This is a genomic window from Pseudomonas fluorescens (genome assembly GCF_000968015.1).
GTDB classification, from domain to species: domain Bacteria; phylum Pseudomonadota; class Gammaproteobacteria; order Pseudomonadales; family Pseudomonadaceae; genus Aquipseudomonas; species Aquipseudomonas fluorescens_W.
This window is the reverse complement of sequence record NZ_LACH01000016.1, coordinates 126,292-149,713: the sequence shown is the minus strand read 5'-3', so window position 1 is coordinate 149,713 and position 23,422 is coordinate 126,292. Positions and strand designations below refer to the sequence as shown.

Annotated in this window: 20 protein-coding genes and 1 pseudogene; 5 read left to right on the top strand and 16 right to left on the bottom strand. The window is 59.4% G+C overall.

Translation table 11 applies throughout. The annotated features are described in order from the left end of the window. Positions 1–174: 174 nt before the first annotated feature. The 7 genes from VD17_RS09540 to VD17_RS09510 form a co-directional block, all read right to left on the bottom strand. Entirely contained in the window at positions 175–1,815 is a 1,641-nt protein-coding gene (locus tag VD17_RS09540) for a BatD family protein (RefSeq protein ID WP_046053625.1), read from the bottom strand. Then, positions 1,812–3,551 carry a tetratricopeptide repeat protein gene (locus tag VD17_RS09535; RefSeq protein ID WP_046053624.1) on the bottom strand — a complete coding sequence of 580 codons (1,740 nt, stop codon included), beginning with the start codon at positions 3,549–3,551 and terminating at the stop codon, positions 1,812–1,814. The genes VD17_RS09540 and VD17_RS09535 overlap by 4 nt, the downstream gene beginning before the upstream one ends. Next, on the bottom strand, positions 3,548–4,627 hold the full coding sequence (locus VD17_RS09530; protein ID WP_046053623.1) for a vWA domain-containing protein: 1,080 nt from the start codon (positions 4,625–4,627) through the stop codon (positions 3,548–3,550). Before VD17_RS09530 ends, VD17_RS09535 begins: the two co-directional genes overlap by 4 nt. After that, positions 4,620–5,114, bottom strand: coding sequence for a DUF4381 domain-containing protein (locus VD17_RS09525; RefSeq protein WP_046053622.1), 495 nt, complete (start codon positions 5,112–5,114; stop codon positions 4,620–4,622). The genes VD17_RS09530 and VD17_RS09525 overlap by 8 nt, the downstream gene beginning before the upstream one ends. Beyond that, a complete protein-coding gene (locus tag VD17_RS09520) occupies positions 5,111–6,055 on the bottom strand; it encodes a DUF58 domain-containing protein (RefSeq protein WP_046053621.1) in 945 nt (314 codons plus the stop codon). The genes VD17_RS09525 and VD17_RS09520 overlap by 4 nt, the downstream gene beginning before the upstream one ends. A gap of 5 nt (positions 6,056–6,060) precedes the next feature. Beyond that, on the bottom strand, positions 6,061–7,020 hold the full coding sequence (locus VD17_RS09515) for an AAA family ATPase (RefSeq protein WP_008150800.1): 960 nt from the start codon (positions 7,018–7,020) through the stop codon (positions 6,061–6,063). A gap of 269 nt (positions 7,021–7,289) precedes the next feature. After that, a complete protein-coding gene (locus tag VD17_RS09510; protein ID WP_046053620.1) occupies positions 7,290–7,643 on the bottom strand; it encodes a hypothetical protein in 354 nt (117 codons plus the stop codon). 503 nt (positions 7,644–8,146) lie between these two features. Here VD17_RS09510 and VD17_RS09505 point away from each other — a divergent pair. Beyond that, positions 8,147–13,054 (top strand): NAD-glutamate dehydrogenase, encoded by a 4,908-nt coding sequence (locus tag VD17_RS09505; protein ID WP_046053619.1) that lies wholly within the window; start codon positions 8,147–8,149, stop codon positions 13,052–13,054. A 188-nt stretch (positions 13,055–13,242) separates the two neighbouring features. On the opposite strand, the gene VD17_RS09500 is transcribed toward VD17_RS09505, so the two are convergent. The 4 genes from VD17_RS09500 to pdxR form a co-directional block, all read right to left on the bottom strand. Beyond that, on the bottom strand, positions 13,243–13,953 hold the full coding sequence (locus VD17_RS09500) for a hypothetical protein (RefSeq protein WP_046053618.1): 711 nt from the start codon (positions 13,951–13,953) through the stop codon (positions 13,243–13,245). Positions 13,954–14,181: 228 nt separating this feature from the next. Continuing rightward, complete coding sequence (locus VD17_RS09495) at positions 14,182–14,598, bottom strand: cupin domain-containing protein (RefSeq protein ID WP_046053617.1); 417 nt, start codon at positions 14,596–14,598, stop codon at positions 14,182–14,184. Between the two features lie 190 nt (positions 14,599–14,788). Next, positions 14,789–15,082: a putative quinol monooxygenase gene (locus tag VD17_RS09490; protein ID WP_046053616.1), complete on the bottom strand. Its 294-nt coding sequence runs from the start codon at positions 15,080–15,082 to the stop codon at positions 14,789–14,791. 124 nt (positions 15,083–15,206) lie between these two features. Next, the gene (gene pdxR, locus VD17_RS09485) at positions 15,207–16,640 is read right to left on the bottom strand and encodes a MocR-like pyridoxine biosynthesis transcription factor PdxR (RefSeq protein ID WP_046053615.1); all 1,434 of its coding nucleotides are present in this window, start codon (positions 16,638–16,640) and stop codon (positions 15,207–15,209) included. 207 nt (positions 16,641–16,847) lie between these two features. On the opposite strand from pdxR, the gene VD17_RS09480 reads away from it, so the two are divergent. The 3 genes and pseudogenes from VD17_RS09480 to VD17_RS31520 all read left to right on the top strand — a co-directional run. After that, entirely contained in the window at positions 16,848–17,288 is a 441-nt protein-coding gene (locus tag VD17_RS09480; RefSeq protein WP_046053614.1) for a carboxymuconolactone decarboxylase family protein, read from the top strand. Between the two features lie 87 nt (positions 17,289–17,375). Continuing rightward, positions 17,376–18,356, top strand: a complete 981-nt coding sequence (locus VD17_RS09475) for a LysR family transcriptional regulator (protein ID WP_046053613.1) — start codon at positions 17,376–17,378, stop codon at positions 18,354–18,356. A gap of 129 nt (positions 18,357–18,485) precedes the next feature. Then, a pseudogene (locus tag VD17_RS31520) lies at positions 18,486–18,602 on the top strand (GNAT family N-acetyltransferase); the annotation flags it as partial. Between the two features lies 1 nt (position 18,603). On the opposite strand, the gene VD17_RS09470 reads toward VD17_RS31520, so the two are convergent. From VD17_RS09470 to VD17_RS09460, 4 genes are all read right to left on the bottom strand, one after another. Next, the gene (locus tag VD17_RS09470) at positions 18,604–19,296 is read right to left on the bottom strand and encodes an aspartate/glutamate racemase family protein (RefSeq protein ID WP_046053612.1); all 693 of its coding nucleotides are present in this window, start codon (positions 19,294–19,296) and stop codon (positions 18,604–18,606) included. A gap of 124 nt (positions 19,297–19,420) precedes the next feature. Continuing rightward, entirely contained in the window at positions 19,421–20,350 is a 930-nt protein-coding gene (locus VD17_RS09465; protein WP_046053611.1) for a hypothetical protein, read from the bottom strand. Between the two features lie 95 nt (positions 20,351–20,445). Further along, positions 20,446–20,886 carry a DUF2599 domain-containing protein gene (locus VD17_RS31515; RefSeq protein ID WP_080931988.1) on the bottom strand — a complete coding sequence of 147 codons (441 nt, stop codon included), beginning with the start codon at positions 20,884–20,886 and terminating at the stop codon, positions 20,446–20,448. Positions 20,887–20,951: 65 nt separating this feature from the next. Beyond that, complete coding sequence (locus VD17_RS09460) at positions 20,952–22,316, bottom strand: hypothetical protein (protein WP_046053610.1); 1,365 nt, start codon at positions 22,314–22,316, stop codon at positions 20,952–20,954. 251 nt (positions 22,317–22,567) lie between these two features. Here VD17_RS09460 and VD17_RS09455 point away from each other — a divergent pair, with 251 nt between their 5' ends. Continuing rightward, positions 22,568–23,062, top strand: a complete 495-nt coding sequence (locus VD17_RS09455) for a hypothetical protein (RefSeq protein ID WP_046053609.1) — start codon at positions 22,568–22,570, stop codon at positions 23,060–23,062. A gap of 130 nt (positions 23,063–23,192) precedes the next feature. Here VD17_RS09455 and VD17_RS09450 read toward each other — a convergent pair whose 3' ends face one another. Continuing rightward, the gene (locus tag VD17_RS09450; RefSeq protein ID WP_046053608.1) at positions 23,193–23,414 is read right to left on the bottom strand and encodes a hypothetical protein; all 222 of its coding nucleotides are present in this window, start codon (positions 23,412–23,414) and stop codon (positions 23,193–23,195) included. Between the last annotated feature and the right edge of the window lie 8 nt (positions 23,415–23,422).

Here is a 23,422-nt window from a genome sequence, read left to right as displayed (position 1 = left end):
GGATGTGGCCAACACCACAACCTGTAGCAGCTGGCGAAGCCTGCGTCCGGCTGCGCAGCAGTCGTAAATCCTGCTTACACGGTTTGTCTGATACACCGCGTGTGCTGATTTTACGACTGCTGCGCAGCCGGACGCAGGCTTCGCCAGCTGCTACAGGGAATGTGGCGACAGTGTTTATTTGGGGTACAGCGGTGGCAGGCCACTGTCGCCCACCGGGTCCTGAACCCGCTCGGCAATCGGTATCGCCTTGATCGCCCGCCACAAGTCTTCACCTTGCCAATGCTGGCCGGTTTCGCTGTAGAGCGCGCCGTTCAAGCCGTCGAGGGCGTCGGACAACGGCACAAAGCGCGCCGCCATATCGGCCAGGGTTTCCGGTTGTTGCCGAGCCCAGGCGTCGAGGGCCTGGCGGGTAGCATGGGAGTCGTTGGCCTGGCAGGCACGCTTGAGATCGTCGAGCACGGTGCGCGGGCTCGGACCGGTCTGCGCCGCGCGCAGGATCGCCGGTTGCCAGCGGGCGCGCCACCAGAGACCGAAGCCCAGCAGGGTGGTGCAGGCCAGGACCAGGGTGCTGAGTTTCCACCACCAGAGGGCTTCGTTGTCGGCCGCGGAAAAGACTTGAGGCGTCCCGGCCGGGGTGTCGACCATCAGGCTCGGATTGTTCGCCACTGGCAGGGTTCGGGCCGGCAAACTGCTGTGGTCGAGGTGGTCCTCGAAGGTGTTCCACCAGATCACTTCAACCGCTGGCAACTCGATTGCGCCGCTACGCGTCGGCACCAGGGCTTCACGGTCCTCGCGACTGCCGATCAGCCCGCGCTCGCTGTTCTGGTTGCCCAGCACCGGTTGATCCGGGTAGCGCCGCAAGCTGTTGACGTCGGTGGCGGGCAGCGGTGGTAACTGCGAACTGGCCAGGCCTTCAGCCTTCACCGTCAGGCTGCGGGTCAACGAATCACCCACCTGCGCATGATCGGGTTCCGGGTTCCAGCTTTCGCTCAGGCTGAGGCTGCGGGCCGGCAGCCATGGAATGTCGGCCGGGTAGGTGATGGGTTTGGCCTTGACCGTCAGCAGAATCTCGGCGGAGCTGACCCGCATCAATTTGCCGGATTTCGGTGCCTGCGCGGCGGCGTCCTTCGCAGGCTGTGCGTCCACGAGTGCAGCATTGAATATTTGCGGCGGAATGACCAACTCACCGCTGTGTTGCGGGTAGATCGCGTAGCGCATCTCGATCACGCCGTGGCGCAGGCCATTGATGTCCTTCTCGTAGGTGCGCGCCTCGCCCAGTTGCTCGATGCGCACATCGGGGATTTGCAAAGGGGGCAGGCTGCTGTCGTCGTACAGCGACACCGAATGGTAGATGCGCAAGGTCAGGATCGCCTGGGCTTGCACGTACACGCTGTTTTGATCGAGGCTGGCGTCGATGAACACCGGGGCCCGTTTGTCCGGGCTGTCCTGGGTTTCGGTTTCGACCACTTGCACGGTAATCGGCTGGCTCTGCACGTCACCCAGGTGCAGTGACGGAATCACCACGCTGCCGTTCTGTCGAGGCAGCAGGGTGATGATCCAGCGGGTCGTCGCACGGTTGTCGCCGTTCAGGGTGGTCAACTGGTTGACCTGACGGGTGCCGCGTACTTCGAACAGCGGCTCCAGCGGTGACAGATCAGGCTTGCCGAACTGCGTCACGTCGCTGGATTCCAGGGTCAGTTCAATCGTTTCGCCGCTGTTCAGGCGACTGCGATCCACACTGGCGACCAGCCCGGCTGCCTGTGCCTGAACAGTCCAGAGCAGAAGAGCGAGCAAGAAAGTGGTGAAGCGGGTCATCGAGTTTTTCCCTGATCCTGATGTTGTTGCTGTTCGTACCAGAATTTGCGTCTGAGCAATTCACCCGGATCATCCGGGATCTTGCGCAGCCATTGCTCCAGCGCCTGGCGCCGTTCACCATCGATGCTGTCGCTGGCCGGACGCATCGGTGGTCGGGTGCTGTCTTCATTCCCCAACTCGCTGCCCGGGACTTCATTGGTGCCGGGTTTCGACGGCGTTTTGCTCTGTTGGTCGGAGTCCGTCGTGGTTTGTTGGCCGTCGGTTTTCGGTTCACCACTGTCCGACGGTTGCGTGGCCGCGCCCGGCGGCGGTTCTTGCGTGTGGGGCTCGGTCTGGTTTTCGGCGTTTTTGTCTGGAGCAACGGGCGGTGGAGTGTTTTTCTGCTTGAGCAGACTTTCCACCAGCGCCTTGTTGGTCAGGGCCGGGCGCAAATCCGGTTGACGCTCAAGCGCCTGTTCGTAGGCATCCAGCGCGGCTTCCAGTTCACCACTTTTGGCCAGGGCGTTGCCACGATTGTAGTGGGCGTGGGCGTCGCTGCCTTCGGCGAACCGCTGGGCGGCGCCGCTGTAGTCGCCGGCCTCGTAGAGCGCGACACCTTGCCATTGGCGATCTTCGAAGTGCTGCGCAGCCTCGGCCGGGCGCTCCTGCTTCAGCAAAATCAGGCCCTGTTGATCGGGGCGCAGCCACAAATCGTTGAAGTCGAAGGCATAACTCGGTTGTGGCAGCAAAAACAGCAGTGGCAAGCAGAACAGCCAGCCGCGACGACCGGCGCACGCCGCCAGCAACAACAACGGCAACAACAGCCAATAACCCTGATCGGCCCACGTATCGAGGCGCAGGGTCTGGCCGTTGTTGCGCAGCGTGCGTGGCTCCTCGAACAAGCCGAGTGCGCGCAGGTCGGCATCGTCCAGGCGCGCGTGGCGATAGCTTCCGTTCAGATCGTTGGCAAAGGCTTTCAGGCTTGGTTCGTCCAGATGCGGCACCAGAATCGCGCCCTGGTCGTCCTTCAGAAAACTGCCGTCCTCCTGGGTGATCGGCGCGCCTTCGGCAGTGCCGATACCGAGCATCAGAAACTGTGTCGACTTGCCGTCCAGCGCCTGCTGAATCCCCTGGCGTTCCAGTTCAGTCAAGGTCGAACCGATCAGCAGGATCCGCCCGTCACCCAGGGCGCTCTGAGCCAGTAGGGCAAGGGCCTTGGTCACCGCCAGATCGGCACGATGTCCCGCCTGGGGCATCAGCGAAGGTTTGAGGGCATCCAGCAGATTACGGCTGGTCGACAGGTCATCCGACAGCGGCACCAGGGTGTGAGCGCTGCCGGCGTAGACGACAATCGCGGTCTGGGCGTCGCTGCGGCTCTCCAGCAGGTCGAACAGCTTGCGCCGGGCCTGTTCCAGCCGGTTGGGTGGTACGTCGGTGGCGAGCATTTCCGGGGTCAGCTCAAGGACCACGACCAGCGGGTCGGCGGGTTTCTGACTGGGTTGCTCGACACGTTCCCAGCTCGGCCCGAGCAGCGCCAGAATGGCCAGCACCCAGGCACATCCAAGGATGACCCACGGCAATTTGCTGTCGCGACCGTTGCCGCCACTGAGCAATGCCGCATGGAAGGCCGGTGGCAGAATCATCTGCCAGCGCCCGGCGCGTTTCTGCCGATGCCAGAGTTGCCAGAGCAACCAGCCAAGCAATGGCAACAACAGCAACCACCAGGGGCGGAACAAGTACGGCCAGAGTGCACTCATCGGCGCCTCCGCAGGCGCAGGCGGTTAAGCCGCTGGCGCCAGTCGGGCAGTTGCGTTTGCAAAAACAGATCCTTGGTAAACAGTCGCTGCAACGGGTTGTCAGGCCAGCGCTCGCGCGCCACCAACAGCATGCTCAATAACAGCGCTATCGCCAAAGGCCAGTGGTACAACGCCTGCGCCGGGCGGGCCTGAGTCGGTTGCTGGGTCACCGGTTCCAGTTGGTCGAGGGTGTCCTTGATCGCTTGCAGTTCCTTGTCATCGTGGGCGCGAAAATACTGTCCGCCCGTGGCTTCGGCGATCGCCATCAACGAAGGTTCATCAAGGTCGAGGCTCGGGTTGACCCCCAGGAAACCCACAGTGCCGCTTTGCTCCGGATCGGCGCCGATACCTATCGGGTAGATTTTCACGCCTTCGCTGGCTGCCAGCCGCGCAGCCGTGAGCGGGTCGATTTGGCCGCCGTTGTTGGCGCCGTCAGTGACCAGAACCAGTACGCGACTTTGTGCCGGGCGTTGGCGCAGACGTTTGAGGGCCAGGCCAATGGCATCGCCGATGGCGGTGTTCTTGCCGGCGATGCCGATCCGCGCTTCGTCCAGCCACACGCGCACCGTGTGCCGGTCGAACGTCAGCGGTGCTTGCAGATACGCCTGGCTGCCGAACAGGATCAGGCCGACGCGATCGCCGTCGCGACTTTCAAGGAAGTCACCGAGCAAGTGCTGAACCAGTGTGAGTCGACTGACGTCTTCGCCCTGCCATTGCATGTCGGGGTAATCCATCGAGCCGGACACGTCGACCGCTACCAGCAGATCGCGACCGCTGGCGGCGATGGGCAGCGGTTCGCCGAGCCATTGCGGGCGCGCCGCGGCGATCAGCAACAACAGCCACAGCAGAATGAACGGTGCCTGTTGGCGCCAGGCCGGCAGGTTGGCCCGGGCGCGGCGGCGGACCAAGCCTTCGAGGTCGCCGAGGAAGCTGACTTTGAGCGCCGGCTCGCCACTGTCGGCGACAGGCAGCACGATGCGCATCAGCCAGGGCAGCGGCAGCAGGGCAAAGATCCACGGCCAGGCGAACTCAAACATGTTTACGAATCCAGGTGTCGACCGCTTGAGTCAGGCCGGCGATGGCCTTGTCGTCGAGTTTGCACTCGGGTTTGTAGGCGCCTTCGACCAGCACCATCCAGCGGGTCAGGCCGGCGGCCGGGCAACGATTGTCGAGGAATGCCAGCCATTTGCGCCCATTGAGGGTATGGCTCTGGCTGTAGGGGTAGTGGTTGCGGCACAGGCGTTTGAGCAAACCGTTGAGTTGCTGCAACCAGGCACCGGCCGGAGCGCCGTCGTAGGGTTTAGGCATCCGCGCCAGTTCGGCCAGCGCGGCGAGGCGCACCGGGTCCAGCGGTTGTTCGGCGCGCACGATCGGATGCTTGTTCGGAAGGAAGCGCCTTGCCTTCCACAGACCGAAGCCGATGAGCGGCAGTAACAGCAACAACAACCACCAGCCCGGTGCCGGTGGCCAGAATTCGATCGGTGGCGGGGAGATCAGTGGTTGCAGTTGATCGAGGCTGCTCATCGGCCTTTCCCCGGTTTCTGTGGGTTCAGGTACTCGCGCAGTTGCTCGACCATCTCACTCTGGGTGCTCAGGGGCATCAGCAATACCCGCAGCTTCTGCGCCAGCAATTCCCAGCGAGCGATGCGCGCTTCGGCCTGGGCGCGATAGGTCTGGCGCAGCTCGAAATTCAGGGTGTCGAGTTCCAGTTGCGCACCGCGTTCGGCGAAGCGCAAAAGCCCGGCGGCGGGCAGGGCGTGATCCAGCGGATCGGACACCGGCAGCAGCAACAGATCGCAATGCCGCGATAACAGGCTCAGCTGTTGCTCGGCGCCCTCGGTCAGGGTGCGTTCGTCGCAGATTATGATCACCAGGCTGCCGGGACGCAGGACTTCCCGGGCACGGCGCAGGGCAATGTTGAAGGCGTCCCGGTCCGGCTCGTTTTCCGTGTGCAGCGACTGATTGACCCGCACCAGACGGTTGAGCAATTGCAGCAGGCTCTGTTTGCTGCGTCGTGGCTTGATTTCATAGTGCTCGTTGTTGCCGAACACCAGTCCGCCAACTCGATCGTTATGACCCAGTGCTGCCCAGCCGATCAGGCTCGCAGCCTGGGCGGCGAGCACTGATTTGAACATCAGCCCCGAGCCGAAAAACAGCCGGCGACTTTGCTCGACCATGATGAAAATGGGTCGCTCGCGCTCTTCATGGAACAGCTTGGTGTGGGGTTCCTGGGTCCGTGCGGTCACCCGCCAGTCGATGCTTCGCACGTCATCGCCGGCCTGATAGACCCGCACCTGGTCGAAGTCCACCCCGCGGCCGCGCAGTTTGGAGTGGTGCAGGCCGATCAGCGGGCTGCGCTGGCTCGGTGTGGAAAACAGTTGCACTTCACGCACGCGATGGCGCATCTCGATCAGCTCGGCGAGGCTGACGCGGATGCCCGGCTCGGGCGGCAGGAGGGCGTTCATCGGGGTCAAGCGACGGCTACGACGTCGAGAATCCGCTGGACCACCCGGTCCTGGTCGATGCCCGCGGCTTCGGCTTCAAAGGAAAGAATGATGCGGTGGCGCAGTACGTCGAACAGTACCGCTTGAATGTCTTCCGGGCTGACGAAGTCGCGACCTGCCAGCCAGGCGTGGGCCCGGGCGCAACGGTCGAGGGCAATCGAACCGCGCGGGCTGGCGCCATAGGCGATCCACTCGGCCATCTCCGGGTCGAATTTGGCCGGGGTGCGCGTGGCCATGACCAGTTGCACCAGGTATTCCTCCACCGCGTCGGCCATGTACAAACCGAGGATTTCCTTGCGCGCGGCAAAAATCGCCTGCTGGCTGACCCGGCGCTCGGGCTTGGTTTCGCCGTTCAGCGCTTCGCCACGGGCCTGTTGCAAAATCCGTCGTTCGACGGCGGCGTCCGGGAAGCCGATTTTCACGTGCATCAGGAAGCGGTCGAGCTGCGCTTCGGGCAATGGATAGGTGCCTTCCTGCTCGATCGGGTTTTGCGTGGCCATCACCAAAAACAGCGGCGACAGCTCATACGTGCTGCGCCCGACGCTGACCTGGCGTTCGCCCATGGCTTCGAGCAGGGCCGACTGAACCTTGGCCGGGGCGCGGTTGATTTCGTCCGCCAGTACCAGATTGTGGAAGATCGGGCCTTGCTGGAATACGAAACTGCCGGTTTCCGGGCGATAGATTTCCGTGCCGGTGATGTCGGCGGGCAGCAGGTCGGGGGTGAACTGGATGCGATGGAACTGTGCTTCGATGCCTTCGGCGAGTTCTTTGATGGCCTTGGTCTTGGCCAGGCCCGGAGCGCCCTCGACCAGCATGTGGCCGTCGGCAAGCAAGGCAATGAGCAAGCGCTCGATGAGTTTTTCCTGGCCGAGAATCTGCGTTGAAAGAAAGGTTCGCAGCGCTAGCAGCGCTTCACGATGTTCCATCGATGACTGTTCCTGGAAAGGGTGACCGAAGACGTTCGAATAACGCCAGGGCTGGGGGCGTTACTTTAATCTATCGCGGGGGGCGGCGACTAACGGCATTTTGTGCAAAGTGTGGGAAATGGTCGGGGGAATTGTTAGAGATTTGTAGCAGGGGAGTGATTGGGTGGCTGTGCCGGCCCCATCGCGAGCAGGCTCACTCCTACAATTGATCGTCGTACACCGTCAATGTAGGAGTGAGCCTGCTCGCGATGAGGCCGGTCAAGGCACCATCATATCTCGCTGATATAGGTGCCAGTACCCTTGAGAATGTTCTGCAACGTTTCTTCCACTTCAGCCAAATCCGCCGCATCAGTGCTGTGAATGATTTCCAGCGAATCATCACCATTCAGCGCATCGGCGTCAGCGGCGGCGATTTCGATCAGCAGGCGGGTAGGGCTGAGGGTGACTTTTACGCCGTCCAGTGTCGAAGGCTCGTCGCCGAGGCTGATGTCCAGCGCGTCCTCGTCCGGGTAGCGGGTCATCAGGAACATATCGCCCTGATCGCTGTGGCAGCAGAGCATGGCCATGTTGTCTTCTTCGTCGTCGCACGGGTTGACGATCAAGAGGGCGGTGGTCATTTGCATGGGGAATTCCTGGCTCGACGAGCGTTGTGAAGACAAACAAAGGGCGATTCTGCCAGCAGACGGGAATTTCTGCTCGTCTGGTTGTCAGAGGATGTGTCGTGAACATCTGGGGTGTTGCTGGTCATTTCTGGTACGGATGTGCCGCAAAACCGGGCTTAAACCCCCCGTTTTGCCGTGCGGCTGCTAGTGTTGTTCGATGCGCAAGGCGCAAGCTGCGTACCGATGACCGAATATGTCGCAGCGCTGCAAGCACGGGGCTTGCCGCACTGGTTAAGCTGCGCAACGGATGAGCACCTGTAAAGGCATTGCGCTGCACCTTGCCCAGTCGTTTTTGCAGATGCCCATTCATGGAAGGTGAATGTGACCTGAGTGTCTCGTCCAGCTTCACCCACCTGTCACCCTGTTTCCTCTGCCCGAGAATCAGGAACAGGGTGACGGATCGCCCCGAAAGGGGTTTGCACGCGACGCTTCCATCAATAACAAGCCCAAGCGGAGTACCACAGATGGCGTTCTTCACCGCAGCCAGCAAAGCCGACTTCCAGCACCAACTGCGAGCGGCACTGGCCCAGCACATCAGTGAACAGGCACTGCCACAAGTGGCGCTGTTCGCGGAACAATTTTTCGGCATCATTTCCCTGGACGAGCTGACCCAGCGTCGGTTGTCCGACCTCGCCGGCTGCACCCTTTCTGCGTGGCGCCTGCTTGAGCGCTTCGATCACGCGCAACCGCAAGTGCGCGTCTACAACCCCGATTACGAACGCCACGGCTGGCAGTCGACCCACACCGCGGTCGAAGTGCTGCACCACGACCTGCCATTCCTGGTGGACTCGGTACGCACCGAGCTGAACCGTCGCGGCTACAGCATCCATACCCTGCAAACCACTGTGCTGAGCGTACGTCGCGGCAGCAAGGGCGAGCTGCTGGAAATCCTGCCGAAAGGCACCCAGGGCGACGACGTGCTGCAAGAGTCGTTGATGTACCTGGAAATCGACCGTTGCGCCAACCCGGCCGAATTGAATGTCCTGAGCAAGGAACTGGAACAGGTTCTCGGTGAAGTCCGCGTTGCGGTCGCCGATTTCGAACCGATGAAAGCCAAGGTCCAGGAGATCCTCACCGGCCTGGACAACAGCCAGTTCAAGGTTGATCCGCAAGAAAAAGCCGAAATCAAAAGCTTCCTGGAATGGCTGGTGGGCAACCACTTCACCTTCCTGGGCTATGAAGAGTTCGTGGTTCGCGATGAAACCGATGGCGGCCACATCGTCTACGACCAGGATTCCTTCCTCGGCCTGACCAAATTGCTGCGCACCGGCCTGACCTACGATGACCTGCGCATCGAAGACTACGCCGTGAACTACCTGCGCGAACCGACCCTGCTGTCGTTCGCCAAGGCTGCGCACCCAAGCCGTGTACACCGTCCGGCTTACCCGGATTACGTGTCGATCCGTGAAATCGACGCCGACGGCAACGTCATCAAGGAATGCCGTTTCATGGGCCTGTACACCTCCTCGGTGTATGGCGAGAGCGTGCGGGTCATCCCGTACATCCGCCGCAAGGTCGAAGAAATCGAACGCCGCTCCGGCTTCCAGGCCAAGGCTCACTTGGGCAAGGAACTGGCCCAGGTGGTTGAAGTGCTGCCGCGCGACGACCTGTTCCAGACCCCGGTCGACGAACTGTTTGCCACCGTGATGTCGATCGTGCAGATCCAGGAACGCAACAAGATTCGCGTGTTCCTGCGCAAAGACCCGTACGGCCGCTTCTGCTACTGCCTGGCCTACGTGCCGCGCGACATCTACTCCACCGAAGTGCGCCAGAAGATCCAGCAAGTGCTGATGGATCGCCTGAAAGCCTCGGACTGCGAGTTCTGGACCTTCTTCTCCGAGTCCGTGCTGGCCCGCGTGCAGCTGATTCTGCGTGTCGATCCGAAAAACCGTCTGGACATCGACCCACAGCAGCTGGAAAACGAAGTGATCCAGGCTTGCCGCAGCTGGCAGGACGACTACTCGGCCCTGACCGTCGAAACCTTCGGCGAAGCCCACGGCACCAACGTGTTGGCCGACTTCCCGAAAGGCTTCCCGGCCGGTTACCGCGAGCGTTTCGCTGCGCATTCGGCTGTGGTCGACATGCAGCACCTGCTGAGCCTGAAAGAATCCAATCCGCTGGTGATGAGCTTCTATCAGCCACTGGGTCAGGTCTCCGGTCAGCGCGAGCTGCACTGCAAGCTGTATCACGCCGATACCCCGCTGGCGTTGTCCGACGTGTTGCCGATCCTGGAAAACCTTGGCCTGCGCGTGCTGGGTGAGTTCCCGTATCGCCTGCGTCACAACAGTGGCCGCGAGTTCTGGATTCACGATTTCGCGTTCACCGCCGCTGAAGGCCTGGAACTCGACATTCAGCAACTCAACGACACCTTGCAGGACGCGTTCGTCCACATCGTGCGCGGCGATGCCGAGAACGATGCGTTCAACCGCCTGGTGCTGACCGCCGGCTTGCCATGGCGCGATGTTGCGCTGCTGCGTGCCTACGCCCGTTACATGAAGCAGATTCGCCTGGGCTTCGACCTGGGTTACATCGCCAGCACCCTGAACAACCACACCGACATCGCTCGCGAGTTGACCCGGTTGTTCAAAACCCGTTTCTACCTGGCCCGCAAGCTTGGTACTGACGATCTGGAAGACAAGCAGCAACGTCTGGAACACGCGATTCTGAGCGCACTGGACGACGTCCAGGTGTTGAACGAAGACCGTATCCTGCGTCGCTACCTGGACCTGATCAAGGCCACCCTGCGGACCAACTTCTACCAGACCGACGCGCACGGTCAGAACAAGTCCTACTTCAGCTTCAAGTTCAACCCACACCAGATTCCAGAGCTGCCGAAGCCAGTACCGAAGTTCGAAATCTTCGTTTACTCGCCACGCGTCGAAGGCGTGCACCTGCGCTTCGGCAACGTTGCTCGCGGTGGTCTGCGCTGGTCTGATCGTGAAGAAGACTACCGCACCGAAGTCCTGGGCCTGGTAAAAGCCCAGCAAGTGAAGAACTCGGTCATCGTGCCAGTGGGCGCCAAGGGCGGTTTCCTGCCGCGTCGCTTGCCACTGGGCGGCAGCCGTGACGAGATCGCGGCCGAGGGCATCGCCTGCTACCGCATCTTCATCTCGGGCCTGCTGGACATCACCGACAACCTGAAAGACGGTGCGCTGGTACCGCCGGCCAACGTCGTGCGTCATGACGACGATGACCCGTACCTGGTAGTGGCAGCGGACAAGGGCACTGCAACCTTCTCCGACATCGCCAACGGTATCGCCATCGACTACGGCTTCTGGCTCGGCGATGCGTTCGCATCGGGCGGCTCGGCCGGTTACGACCACAAGAAAATGGGCATCACCGCCAAGGGCGCGTGGGTTGGCGTACAACGTCACTTCCGCGAACGCGGCATCAATGTTCAAGAAGACAACATCACCGTGGTCGGCGTCGGCGACATGGCCGGTGACGTGTTCGGTAACGGCTTGTTGATGTCCGACAAGCTGCAACTGGTCGCAGCGTTCAACCACCTGCACATCTTCATCGACCCGAACCCGGAGCCGGCCAACAGCTTCGCCGAGCGTCAGCGCCTGTTCGACCTGCCGCGTTCGGCCTGGTCGGATTACGACACCAGCATCATGTCCGAAGGCGGCGGGATCTTCTCCCGTAGCGCGAAAAGCATCGCGATTTCCCCGCAGATGAAAGAGCGCTTCGACATTCAGGCTGACAAGCTGACCCCGACCGAACTGCTGAATGCCTTGCTCAAGGCACCGGTGGATCTGTTGTGGAACGGCGGTATCGGTACGTACGTCAAAGCCAGCAGCGAAAGCCACGCCGATGTGGGCGACAAGGCTAACGATGCACTGCGCGTGAACGGCAACGAACTGCGCTGCAAAGTCGTGGGCGAGGGCGGCAACCTCGGTATGACCCAGCTGGGTCGTGTCGAATTCGGCCTCAATGGCGGCGGTTCCAACACCGACTTCATCGACAACGCCGGTGGTGTGGACTGCTCCGACCACGAAGTAAACATCAAGATCCTGCTGAACGAAGTGGTTCATGCCGGTGACATGACCGACAAGCAACGTAACCAGTTGCTGGCGAGCATGACCGACGAAGTCGGCAACCTGGTGCTCGGCAACAACTACAAGCAGACTCAGGCCTTGTCCCTGGCAGCACGCCGTGCCTTCGTGCGGATTGCCGAATACAAACGTCTGATGAACGATCTGGAAGGCCGCGGCAAGCTGGATCGCGCCATCGAGTTCCTGCCGGCTGAAGAGGCAATCAACGAGCGCCTCGCGGAAGGCCATGGCCTGACCCGTGCCGAGCTGTCGGTGCTGATTTCCTACAGCAAGATCGACCTCAAGGAAGCGCTGCTCAATTCTCAGGTACCGGACGACGATTACCTGACGCGCGACATGGAAACCGCTTTCCCGCCGACCCTGGTGAGCAAGTTCTCCGAGGCCATGCGCCGTCACCGTCTGAAGCGCGAAATCGTCAGCACCCAGATCGCCAACGATCTGGTCAACCACATGGGCATCACCTTCGTTCAACGACTCAAAGAGTCGACCGGCATGAGCCCGGCGAATGTTGCGGGTGCATATGTAATTGTTCGGGATATCTTCCACCTCCCGCATTGGTTCCGGCAGATAGAAGCCCTGGATTACCAGGTTTCCGCTGACGTGCAACTGGAGCTGATGGATGAGCTGATGCGTCTGGGCCGTCGCGCTACGCGCTGGTTCCTGCGTGCTCGTCGCAACGAGCAGAACGCTGCCCGTGATGTCGCGCACTTCGGTCCGCATCTGAAGGAGTTGGGTCTCAAGCTCGACGAACTGCTGAGTGGCGAAATCCACGAGAACTGGCAGGCTCGTTATGAAGCGTACGTCGAAGCCGGTGTGCCGGAGTTGCTTGCACGCATGGTCGCTGGCACTTCGCACCTGTACACCTTGCTGCCGATCATCGAAGCCTCCGACGTGACTGGCCAGAACCCTGCGGACGTGGCGAAGGCTTACTTCGCCGTGGGCAGCGCGCTGGACATCACCTGGTACCTGCAACAGATCAGCGCTCTGCCGGTTGAAAACAACTGGCAGGCCCTGGCCCGTGAAGCGTTCCGCGATGACGTCGACTGGCAACAACGTGCGATCACCATCTCCGTCCTGCAACAGGGCGACGGCACTCAAGACGTGGAAACCCGTCTGGAGCTGTGGATGGAGGAGCACGAAGGCATGATCGAACGCTGGCGCGCCATGCTGGTAGAAATCCGTGCCGCCAGCGGCACTGATTACGCCATGTATGCGGTGGCCAACCGTGAGTTGCTGGATCTGGCGTTGAGCGGTCAAGCGGTAGTGCCTGCCGCTGTCGCTGTTACTGCCAGCGCTGAGTTGGAGCCGGCTGCCTGATCAGGCGCTGAATGAAGAAGCCCCGTCTCGAAAGAGGCGGGGCTTTTTTTTGTCTGATGTTTTTGTGGCGTTTGGTTGGGCCCCATCGCGAGCAAGCTCGGCTCCCACAGGTTTTGTGTCGTGTGCATGTTATGTGTTCAACACAAATCCTGTGGGAGCCGAGCTTGCTCGCGATGGGGCCATTGGCCTTAATACAACTTCTGACCTGTTGTGCTATCGATCATCGACACTTTATCTGTCGGTCTGGTCAATAAATTACTGAGCGACTGGTCAAACTTTTGCAAGGCCCGAACTTGCACATTCTGTTGTTCGTTAATATCGGAAACTATCTCTTCGCTGCGTTTATAGTCCGCCCATACCGGACTCAGTTCTTTAGCATCATGCCCTTGCGCAGTGCCGATGTAGTTGAAGTGGGTATCGTAGAACGCTGCGCTGACATTCGCGCTGATGTCCGAACTGCGCGATGTCATCAATTGACTGCGCGTGTCGACAATGGCGACCACGTCCGGTTTAGCGGCCCTGAGACTTTGCATGTCCGGATACACCGTCACCGAGCCAAACTGACGTTGCAAGGAGGCTTTGACCCAGTCCACCGCCATGTCCGGTTTGGAGGTGGCAACGTAGGCGTCGTGAATCGACTGCACCAGCAGGCTCTGGCCGAAACCGGTGCCGGCGTTGGCCTGGTAATCCTGAAGGTAGGCGCGGTTGGTCTGAGTGTTGCGGCTGTAGACGATGCCCAGGGACACGTTGCTGCCATTGGTGACACGCGTGGCACTGCTGCGGCCCACCGGCTCGGTGAAAATGCCGTCGAGCGAAGAAACAGCCTTCGGTGCAGTGGGTATTGAACATCCTGTTAAAAGAACTGTTATCGTCATGGTGCTGACAAGTGCAAGTTTCATGGTGTTTCTCCCGTGAAACAACTTGAGTCGGAAAGTTAATAAGCCGGACACAGTCGGCGGAAATTCCAGACTAAACCTGTCGTTGCTCAAAGAAATAGCCAATCACCGCGCTTGCCGGGTGGTTACTAGTTTTGTTTGGTTTAAAAGACGCCGGTTAATTACGCCGGGAAATAAAAAGGCCCGATTGCTTAATTCGAGCCTGTTTATTTATGGCTGGCGCGACAGCTATCAGTTTTCCAAAGGGATCAATACTTTTTCGTCGGGCGCTAACACCATAAACACCAAGAGTTTAGCGGGTTTGGTGGTACTGGCATTTTTCGAGACCAGATGCTCCGATCCGGCCGGTTCGTACCAATACTCGCCGGCCTTGTAGGTCTTCGGTTGCTCGCCTTTCACTTGAGAAACGATCGAACCAGAAATAACGTAAGCCATCGTCGTGCCCTCGTGCTTGTGGGCGATCGACGATTGGCCGGGTTTGTAATCGACTTCGATCATCAGCGCTTTTTTACCCGGCACGTTTTTCAGCATCTGGTCCTGCAACACCGTGACTTTTTCCGAAGGGTCGTGGGCTAATGCCGCGGCGGAAACGGTCAGGGTCAGGGCCAGGGCGGCGAGGGGCGCAGCACAGTAGCGGAAGGCATTCATTGGTTATCACCTGCTGTGGTTAGATGTCAGGGACCACAGTAAGTCTCGGCCAAGGCCAATCAAACAGCCAATTCTCGTGAAGGCGAGGGGACCAATCATGCGCGTTGAACAAACAAGATCGCCGTCTCTAGCCACTCCTGCAGGGGTACCCATTGCCCTGTAGCAGTGGCCGAAGACGGCGACCTAATTTTTAAACGATAGGAAAGCTGTTGAAATCGACGGCGTTGGCCAGGCGGCTGTCGATCAGGCCGATAAAGCCTTGTACTTCAGGGCAGTTGAAATGCATTTGCATGGCCGCTTCCGATTGCCAGCGGGCGCTGACAGTCCAGCGGTTGTCGTCCTCGGGGCAGCGGTCGACCATATAGGAATCGCAGCCCGGCAGTTCGCGCAGGGTGTCGACAATTTTTTGCAGTTGCTTGCCCAGTTCGTCCGAGCAGCCGGCGGCGGCCTGCACCTTAACGGTATTGATCACTTCGTTGGACATTGCTCACACTCCTGAATCAGGCCGGACGAAATCCTGCTCATTGAGGGATAACGCTTATGCAGGATAGGCCTGCATCCCCGGACCACCAATAGCCAATCGCGGGATAAAGACGCAGACCAATCTGTCAGGCGACTTGCTGCAAAATGTCCCGCAGGCGGTCCAGGGCGATGTCGATGTCGAGGGTTTCGATGGCGCCAAAACCGAGGAAAAGCCCGGCCTGCGGCGCTTGCTGATAGAAAAAGCTGTCGATGGGATACACACCGACTTCGACTTTTTTGGCCAGTTCGATCACCAATGGAATATCGATAGACACTTTGCACATAACCACCATGTGGAACCCGGCGGTGGTCGGAACCGCCTCGAGCCACGGTGAAAGATCGCCGGCCATGCGCGCGAGGATCCGCTCACGACGCCCGGCATAGATCGTATGGCAACGCCGGATGTGCTTGAGCAGACAGCCTGCGGCGATGAACTTGGCCAGCGCCCATTGGGGCAGGGTGGAGGTGTGCAGGTCGGTGAGCTGCTTGGCGCGAATGACCGCGTCGAGAATCGCTGGCGGCAGGATCGCATAACCCAGGCGCAGCTCGGGCAGAAGGGTTTTGGAAAAGGTCCCGACGTAGGCGACGATGCCGCGTTCGTCCATGCTTTGCAGCGAGTCGGTGGGTCGGCCTTCGTAGCGGAATTCGCTGTCGTAATCGTCCTCGATGATGATCGCGCCCAACTCATGGGCCCGCTCCAGCAGCGCCACCCGGCGCGCCTGGCTCATCGGCATGCCGAGCGGGAACTGGTGGGACGGCGTGACGTAGATTAGCCGGGTGCCAAGGGGGATCTTGTCCACCTGAATGCCTTCGGCATCCACCGGTACACCGATCACCGTGGCGCCGTGGGTGCCGAACAACAGGCGTGCGGGCGGATAGCCAGGGTCTTCCATGGCGACAATGCTGCCGGGACGCGTGAGTACCCGGGAGATCAGGTCCAGCGCCTGTTGTGCGCCGTTGCACACCACCACGTCTTCGTCCTGGCAATTGACCCCGCGGGAAAACGCGATGTGTCGGGCGATCGCATTGCGCAGCGCCGGCAGGCCTTCGGGCAGACTGTAGAAACCCTTGGAAGCGGCGATCTGGCGCAAGGCGTGAGCGGTGCAGCGCCGCCAGTCATCCTGGGGGAACTGGCCCTTGCTGGTGGCGCCGCCGATGAAGTCGTAGCGTAACGAGCCTTCCAGCGTCGGATGGCGCAGGAACACCGGCAGGTTGCGCCAGGACTCGATGACCTCGGCACTGGCCAACTCCGAATGGCTCTGTTTACGGGTGATTTTCGCCGGCCGGGCATTGACGTAGGTGCCTTTGCCGATGACCCCGGTGAGGAAGTTTTCGTAGGTCAGTTGCGTGTAAGTGTCGGAAATGGTCTTGCGGGAAATGCCCAGTTGTTCAGCGAGTAAACGACTGGGCGGTAGCTGCGTCCCGGCTGCCAGACGGCCGGATTCGATGGCGCTGCGCAGTTGGCTATACAACTGGCCTGCCAGGTCCTTGCGGCCGTTGATGACAACGTGAAGTTCCATACCGGCGAAGCTCCTGGGGCGATTGACGCGCGTGTGCGTCGGGCCAGATTACCCGCATGCGCGCCTGCACAAAAGTTGCGTGGGCGAAAAACCTCCGATTGGTCTGGTGCCTGAGTGGTCCACGGGTATTTCGTAGAATTGGATCTGTAACGCCTGCGTATCAACGCCTACCTTGAGGGGTACATATTCGATCCACGAGGTCACTCCATGAACGCCCGCCTGGATTACTACAGCGCATCGCCCAAAGCGATGAAAGCGATGATTGCCATGGAGGCCTTGACCAGCAACCTCAGCATCGAGCCGGCCTTGCTGCACTTGATCAAGATCCGTGCCTCGCAACTCAATGGCTGCGCCTTCTGCACCGACATGCACTCGGTGGATGCCCGGCGCCTGGGCGAGACTGACCGTCGGTTGTATTCGATCGTGGTCTGGCGCGACAGCGGCTTCTTCAACCCGCGAGAACGTGCGGCGCTGGCCTGGACCGAAGCCGTCACCTTGCTCTCTGAGAGCCATGTGCCGGACGAGGTCTACGTGCAGGCCCGGGAGCAGTTCAGCGAAGGCGAGATGGTCGACCTGACTATCGCCGTCACCACGATCAACAGCTGGAATCGCCTCGCGGTGAGTTTCCGGCAAACCCCCGGAGGCTGAATCGATTTTCTACCCTGAGCGTCACATCAGGTTCATAAACCCTGCGCAGGATGAGGCTTTCAAGGACAGATCGACAGGGAGTCAGCGATGCCATTCATGGAAACCACAGGTCATCAGCAAGTTGCCAAGTACCGCTCGCCCGTAGAAAAAACTTCATCCTGGCGCACACTGGCGGCAGGCATCGATCCGGTGCTGGCGCAGTCTTTTCGGGTCAGTGCCCGTTGCGGCTGTTTCATGCAGGCAGCCCGCAGTCTCAACATCAAGGCTACCCAGCTGCGCAAACAATTGGCGCAGCTTGAAGCGCACCTGCAGTGTTCGCTATTCAGCCACTCAGAGAATGGCGTTGCCCTCAGTCGTGACGGATTGCAGCTGCAATCGCAGTTGATTGCTTTGGCCCACGAGCGCGATTTGCCGGTGATCGAACAGCCGTTGATTCGCCTGGCCGTTGCCGAGTCGATCCTGCATGACATTCTCGGTCGCGATCTGGTTGCCTTGTTGCGGCGCAACGCCAGCGTGCGCCTGGACGTCATCACCCTGGACAGCGAACTCTCCCTGCAAGCGGTCAGTGCCGATGTAGTGCTGTGGCTGGCCGGCACCGATTCACCGCTTCCGGGCCCGAGTTTTGCTGTCAGCGAGCCCCGGCGTCTGGCGCGGCTCGACTACCTGCCCCACATTGCCAAACGGTATTCACGGGTCGCGTCCCGCCCTGACAGCCTCGATGACCTGGCGGATTTCCTGCTGGTGCAATGGCAGTATGACCATCAGGTCGACTGTTTTCGGCCGTGGAATACCCTCGTGGACCAGCGCCTGGCCGGGGTGGTGCAGTTACATTCCTATCAACTGATGCTGGAGATGATCCGTTGCAGCGCCTGCATTGGCCTGCTGCCCGGCTACATCAGCCGCTTCGACCGCGGCCTTGTTGAGTTGCCGGGGCTGTTCAGTCAACCGATGCAGCGTCAGGTGTGGATGGCGGTCAATGCCGAGTCCGAGGGGCAAGCGCAGGTGCAGATGATCGTCGAGCTGATCCAGAACACCTTCGAAGAGCGACGAGAGTGGTTCGAAGCCTGACCGCCGTCCAAAATGTGGGAGCGAGCTTGCTCGCGAAAGCGTCGGCAAATCCGGCATTGATGTGACTGAAAAACTGCCTTCGTCGGAACGCCGCCCGGAGCAGGCTCGCTCCCACACTGACTCTCGCCATATCGCAAATTCGGCTTCGACACCGAAGGGCTGTTTCGCGACTACGCCGTGCGTGACGGCGTGCTGGTGGATGCCTTGAGCATGGCGCGGCTGCGTCGCACGCCCAAGGCCGGTTGAGTCACTCGCCCAAGGCGAACGCCACCGCCGCCTGCGCATGCAGTTCGGTGGTGTCGAGCAAGGGCAGGGCGCTGTGCTCGGGTTTGATCAGCAGGCCGATTTCCGTACAACCGAGGATGATCGCCTGGGCGCCACGTCGGGTCAGCGATTCGATGACCTGCTGATAGACCTTGCGTGACGCCTCGCTGATCACCCCGACACACAACTCGTCATAGATGATCCGGTGGACGGCCTGACGTTCATCGGCCTCCGGCACCAGCACGGTCAGCCCCATTGAAATCAGGCGCTCCTTGAGGAAGTCCTGCTCCATGGTGAACGCTGTGCCGAGCAATCCGATCTTCAGCGCGCCAGCCTCGACGGCAGCCTGACCGACCGGGTCGGCGATGTGCAGGAATGGAATGTCGATCGCCGCCTGAATCTGCCCGGCCACTTTGTGCATGGTGTTGGTACACAGCACCACGCAATCGGCACCACCCGCCTGCAGCCGTTGCGCCGCGTCCACCAGAATCGCCGCCGCATCGTCCCAGCGCCCGGCATGCTGGGCCTGTTCGACAGGGCCAAAGTCGACGCTGTACATTAGCAATTTCGCCGAGCGCAACGGCCCGAGCCGGTCGCGTACCTGTTGGTTGATGAGACGGTAATATTCGGCGCTGGACTCCCAGCTCATGCCGCCGATAAGGCCGATGGTGCGCATCATGCTCTCCCATTATGTGAGTCGCGAGAGTGTCCTTTGTTTTGGGTAGATGACGCCAGAGGGTTGTGCGGTTTGGTGCACAAAGCCCTGAAGCGGGAGCTTCAGGGCGGTTGGTTTCCAGGCGTCAGGGGAGGACCAATTGATCCGATGCAACGTACTGAAAACCCGCCTTACCGTTCATGGTTGAAGGCGGTATGAGCCTGATCACAGGAACCCAGATCCTGGCGGTGGTTGAGTCGTGGAAGTCTTTCTGATTGCCTCGGGCTTCCGCAAGACCGGCATTGTCTCCTCCTGCGATAAAAAAGAAGGCCATGAGTGGCAGGGTATTTTGGAGATTCTGCGACCAGGTCCTGATGACGATTTCGTTTTGTTCGTTCAGGCCATCAGCGCCTAACATCCCTCTTGCCCGTACCGATTGATAGAACGGAACTGAAGCCGGTTTGCCTGTCGCTTCCGACACATCGAAACCGCATTGTCGGATTTGTTGATTGCTCGGTGAACTACTCCAGACACTTTTCCATTGTTCCGCTGTGGTCACACCGGCGCTGCGGCAACGCTGGCTTTGAGAGGGAAACGAGGCGTGATGGCCGCAAGGCGTGGTTCGAGTCCAGGTCCAGCCGTCGATGGGAAAGGAGCAAAGATAATCAAGGTCGATCTTGTCCACTGGTGCACCAAAGATGGGGTACAACATGAAACCGTTGTTTTTACCCCACGCCAGTCGTCCTATATTTGCATCCGCTCTTAAATAAGAAAATGAAACACCACCGCTCTTGACGGACGTCGGGCTCGGGTTCCAGACATGATGCGTTTCACCAGGCCTTTTATCAGTGACTCGGAGTGTGATTCCCGAACACAGAAATGCCGGTGAAGTAGCCGAGTTGTGACAGTTTGGGAACGTTCGGTTGTAAAGGTCGGTCAGCAGATTCACAACTTCTGGTCCCGTCATGGCAGCGTGTAAGTTGCCGGTTGTATTGACCTCCAGAGTCGAATGCCTGTCGATTTGAGCACAGCCAAAAATGAATGAGATAAGTAGCGCAAGTGGTATGTTTTTCATGAGGTGTGCTCCACTGTTTATCAGCGTTTTAAACTTTCTTTAAGCGATAAAAGGCCCTGTTGATAAGGGCGCGATGTTTTAAGATTCGCCAAATATCAGGGGGCTTTTTCGGGCAGGGGAATAACATGGTTGCAACCGGCGGCCAGGGTTTTTTCGTAGCCGACGTCAGGTCTCCATGGTTCCAGGATCCATTGAGGTTTGTCTCGTGCGATGGCCAGATGGCAAATCAATTGGTGTCTCAAGCCATGGGTGTTTTTCCAATACCTGCTGTTGGAATAGTCACGCGTCAGCTCATCCCATAAGTAAGGCGTTTGTTCTGGCTGGGTTTCTCTGGCACAAAGTGTTGGGGTGATTGCAATAGACCATTCATGGTCCCGGCGAAACCATTCGGCGGTTTCAATATATCTTGCGCAACGCTGTGTGGTGATAGTTGTTGGGCTGCTGGGTGTACTGGTTGTTTTCGAGGCAGCGTACAGATTTGAGAAGTTGCAGAGCAATAGTCCAGCGCCAAGCAACAGCCAGGCAGGGCGGTTCATAATGCACTCCTTGTTACTTATGAAAGACTCAATGTGTTGATGCGGTCCCTGAAGTTGGTTCGCGACTAAACTCGCAGGCGCAATACCCACGAAAACATTAAGCGATCACCACTGCTGGTGCGAAGGACTGTGTAATTGACACGCACGGGCAGTCCTGCACTTTCAGCAATCCAGGCCGGGTCAATCGAAAGTCTCATCTGAGAGGTACTGGTGATGGGCGTCTCGGGCCCATAACGCGTGACTTTTCCATGCCAGGCAATGCGTACGGTATAACCCGTGGTCATGCCGACGTAACTGACTGTTGCAGTGCGTTTGTCCGACGACAGTGTTGGCTCTGGCAGGTTGAATCTCTGCGGGGTCACGGTGAGGTTTAAGGGGCGCGACTCGATCGGGTCCGGGATTCCAGAATGTAGAACGGTGTAAAACACCTTGGCGCCGCTGCCGATACAGTCGATTACGTCCAGTCGGTGGATCAGGAATGTCAGGGTTTGCCCGGGTTGTCCGATCGCTTGAGTCTCACTGCCATAAGTGGAATTTCGGCCCTGCCAATACACTTTAACGGTGTGTCCGGTGAACGAACCGGTATAGGCGACCTGCACTCGGGCATAGTCGGCAGAATACATGTCATCAAACGTCAGCACTGTCCCGTTACTGCCAAAGGCTTCAAGCACTTTGGGCGGTTTCAGATCCAGAACCGGTCGTTTAAGGTGCACATCGATATAAGTCGTTTTTGACCAAATCGCCTGCGGGCCGGTAGAGTTTCCGATTTGATCGACGCTCCGCAAGCGCATGGCGAAACGAGGATTATCGTTTTTGAACGCATCTGCGAACAGCTTCAACACTATTGTGCCGGCAGTTGCTTGTGCCGCTGTCACTGTATGAAGAACGGTGTGGCCATCACAATCGAGAGTGATTTTGTCGTGCGCTCGCATGTAAGGGTATTTGAGGGTGATATCTACCCCTTGGGCGGCGCGGTCGGCATCCACACCCTTGCTAATAACATCGGCCGGGAGTGACATTACAAGGTTAGGATTGTCCCCGGATCCCGTTACTTCGCCGCCAGGGCGAGGGGTGTTAAACAGAGCGACAAGGTCATCCGATGTTTCCGGTGGCTGACTGGTCCGTTTGACTCTCAAGCGAATCCGGTTGATACCGTTCTGCAGATACCCGCCGGGCAGATCCAGCGTGAATCTTTTGTCTACCTCGTCCGCCTGGATAGTTTTGGAGGCGACAGACGTGGGCAGGTCATTGAGCAATAGCTCTGCGGTGTCATATTCGCCCATGTTAAGCCAAGGATCGACCAACACTCGAACGCCGGCAGGTGTGACAAGGGAAAGGCCGATGCCACCCTCGGGATTGTCCGGATGAATGACCGGCGGCGTCCACCCCAATATCATCACTCTGTCTATCTTTAAAGTTTGGTTGCTCATGAGCGGCAATCCTTGGCTGTGGGCAGAGAGTTTTCTGGTTACATCAACTGTCGAATCATCAGACACCAATGTGCGAACGTCGGCTACTGTCACATCTGACAGGTAGAAGGGGATCAACCCGTTAAAAAGTAACCGCTCGTCGTTTTCATCCCTCATTAATTGGCACCCACACGGCCGCTTTGTCGTACGCCGGTGGCTGGCATCTGCCATGATTGAATTCCGCAGCACCGCTTCAACAAAGGAACACCGCAATGGACGACGTACAGCAACTGGGTGAGATGCTTCGCCATTACGCAGAAAGCGAAGCGCACAAGAAGCAACTGTTCGAGTCGCAATCGGCCGTGTGGGCGACGCGTATTGGTGAGCTGTTCGATCAGATCCAGCAATGGCTGGAACCGGTCCAGGCGCCGAATCTGCTGGAGGTGAGTCGCGAGGCGTATGTCGCCTCGGGGCCGAGCGTTCCGGTCGAAACGTCGACCTTCAAGACCGAGAAGCTGACGATTGTGATTGCCGGTAAACCGGTGGAGTTTGTGCCGGATGTGATGGGCGCCGGTGGTCAGATTTCACTGGCCGTGATGGGCCTGACGGCCGCGCGCTATGGCAGCATTTCGCTGGTGTGCCTGCCGCCGTCCAGTAGCTGGCAATGGCGCAAGACCAACGGCTTGAAAGACCCGGATACCTTTGCGTTCGATGCGAGCTTTTTAGCGCAGCAGTTGCAGAGCCTGATTCCCCGCGAGCGTAGCTGAATTCTCTAAAGCTGGCGCAGACCCCTGTGGGAGCGAGCTTGCTCGCGATGGCGGTGTAACAGTCAACATAGATGTTGCATGTTATGGCCCCATCGCGAGCAAGCTCGCTCCCACATTGATCGGCGTGGCGTCAGATTTCCAGGTTGCCCCAGCCGGGTTTCGCTTCTTCCGGCTCCACCGCCTTCACCGTCTTGCCCGTCGCCAATGCCACCCGCCGCGCCACTTCCGGGTCATCGGCAAACGGAATCAAACTGGCTTCATCCAGACTCTCTGCGGTCTGGTGTTTCAGGCAGTATTCAACCGCCAGCCAAAGCCCCACGACGCCTAACACATTCAGCACGACCTCAATCATCTCAAGCC

What these genes read in the sequence shown, in the direction of transcription:
- VD17_RS09540 (WP_046053625.1), bottom strand. Translation starts at nt 1,815, where the DNA reads ATGACCCGCTTCACCACTTTCTTGCTCGCTCTTCTGCTCTGGACTGTT.
- VD17_RS09535 (WP_046053624.1), bottom strand. Translation starts at nt 3,551, where the DNA reads ATGAGTGCACTCTGGCCGTACTTGTTCCGCCCCTGGTGGTTGCTGTTG.
- VD17_RS09530 (WP_046053623.1), bottom strand. Translation starts at nt 4,627, where the DNA reads ATGTTTGAGTTCGCCTGGCCGTGGATCTTTGCCCTGCTGCCGCTGCCC.
- VD17_RS09525 (WP_046053622.1), bottom strand. Translation starts at nt 5,114, where the DNA reads ATGAGCAGCCTCGATCAACTGCAACCACTGATCTCCCCGCCACCGATC.
- VD17_RS09520 (WP_046053621.1), bottom strand. Translation starts at nt 6,055, where the DNA reads ATGAACGCCCTCCTGCCGCCCGAGCCGGGCATCCGCGTCAGCCTCGCC.
- VD17_RS09515 (WP_008150800.1), bottom strand. Translation starts at nt 7,020, where the DNA reads ATGGAACATCGTGAAGCGCTGCTAGCGCTGCGAACCTTTCTTTCAACG.
- VD17_RS09510 (WP_046053620.1), bottom strand. Translation starts at nt 7,643, where the DNA reads ATGCAAATGACCACCGCCCTCTTGATCGTCAACCCGTGCGACGACGAA.
- VD17_RS09505 (WP_046053619.1), top strand. Translation starts at nt 8,147, where the DNA reads ATGGCGTTCTTCACCGCAGCCAGCAAAGCCGACTTCCAGCACCAACTG.
- VD17_RS09500 (WP_046053618.1), bottom strand. Translation starts at nt 13,953, where the DNA reads ATGAAACTTGCACTTGTCAGCACCATGACGATAACAGTTCTTTTAACA.
- VD17_RS09495 (WP_046053617.1), bottom strand. Translation starts at nt 14,598, where the DNA reads ATGAATGCCTTCCGCTACTGTGCTGCGCCCCTCGCCGCCCTGGCCCTG.
- VD17_RS09490 (WP_046053616.1), bottom strand. Translation starts at nt 15,082, where the DNA reads ATGTCCAACGAAGTGATCAATACCGTTAAGGTGCAGGCCGCCGCCGGC.
- pdxR (WP_046053615.1), bottom strand. Translation starts at nt 16,640, where the DNA reads ATGGAACTTCACGTTGTCATCAACGGCCGCAAGGACCTGGCAGGCCAG.
- VD17_RS09480 (WP_046053614.1), top strand. Translation starts at nt 16,848, where the DNA reads ATGAACGCCCGCCTGGATTACTACAGCGCATCGCCCAAAGCGATGAAA.
- VD17_RS09475 (WP_046053613.1), top strand. Translation starts at nt 17,376, where the DNA reads ATGCCATTCATGGAAACCACAGGTCATCAGCAAGTTGCCAAGTACCGC.
- VD17_RS09470 (WP_046053612.1), bottom strand. Translation starts at nt 19,296, where the DNA reads ATGCGCACCATCGGCCTTATCGGCGGCATGAGCTGGGAGTCCAGCGCC.
- VD17_RS09465 (WP_046053611.1), bottom strand. Translation starts at nt 20,350, where the DNA reads ATGAAAAACATACCACTTGCGCTACTTATCTCATTCATTTTTGGCTGT.
- VD17_RS31515 (WP_080931988.1), bottom strand. Translation starts at nt 20,886, where the DNA reads ATGAACCGCCCTGCCTGGCTGTTGCTTGGCGCTGGACTATTGCTCTGC.
- VD17_RS09460 (WP_046053610.1), bottom strand. Translation starts at nt 22,316, where the DNA reads ATGAGCAACCAAACTTTAAAGATAGACAGAGTGATGATATTGGGGTGG.
- VD17_RS09455 (WP_046053609.1), top strand. Translation starts at nt 22,568, where the DNA reads ATGGACGACGTACAGCAACTGGGTGAGATGCTTCGCCATTACGCAGAA.
- VD17_RS09450 (WP_046053608.1), bottom strand. Translation starts at nt 23,414, where the DNA reads ATGATTGAGGTCGTGCTGAATGTGTTAGGCGTCGTGGGGCTTTGGCTG.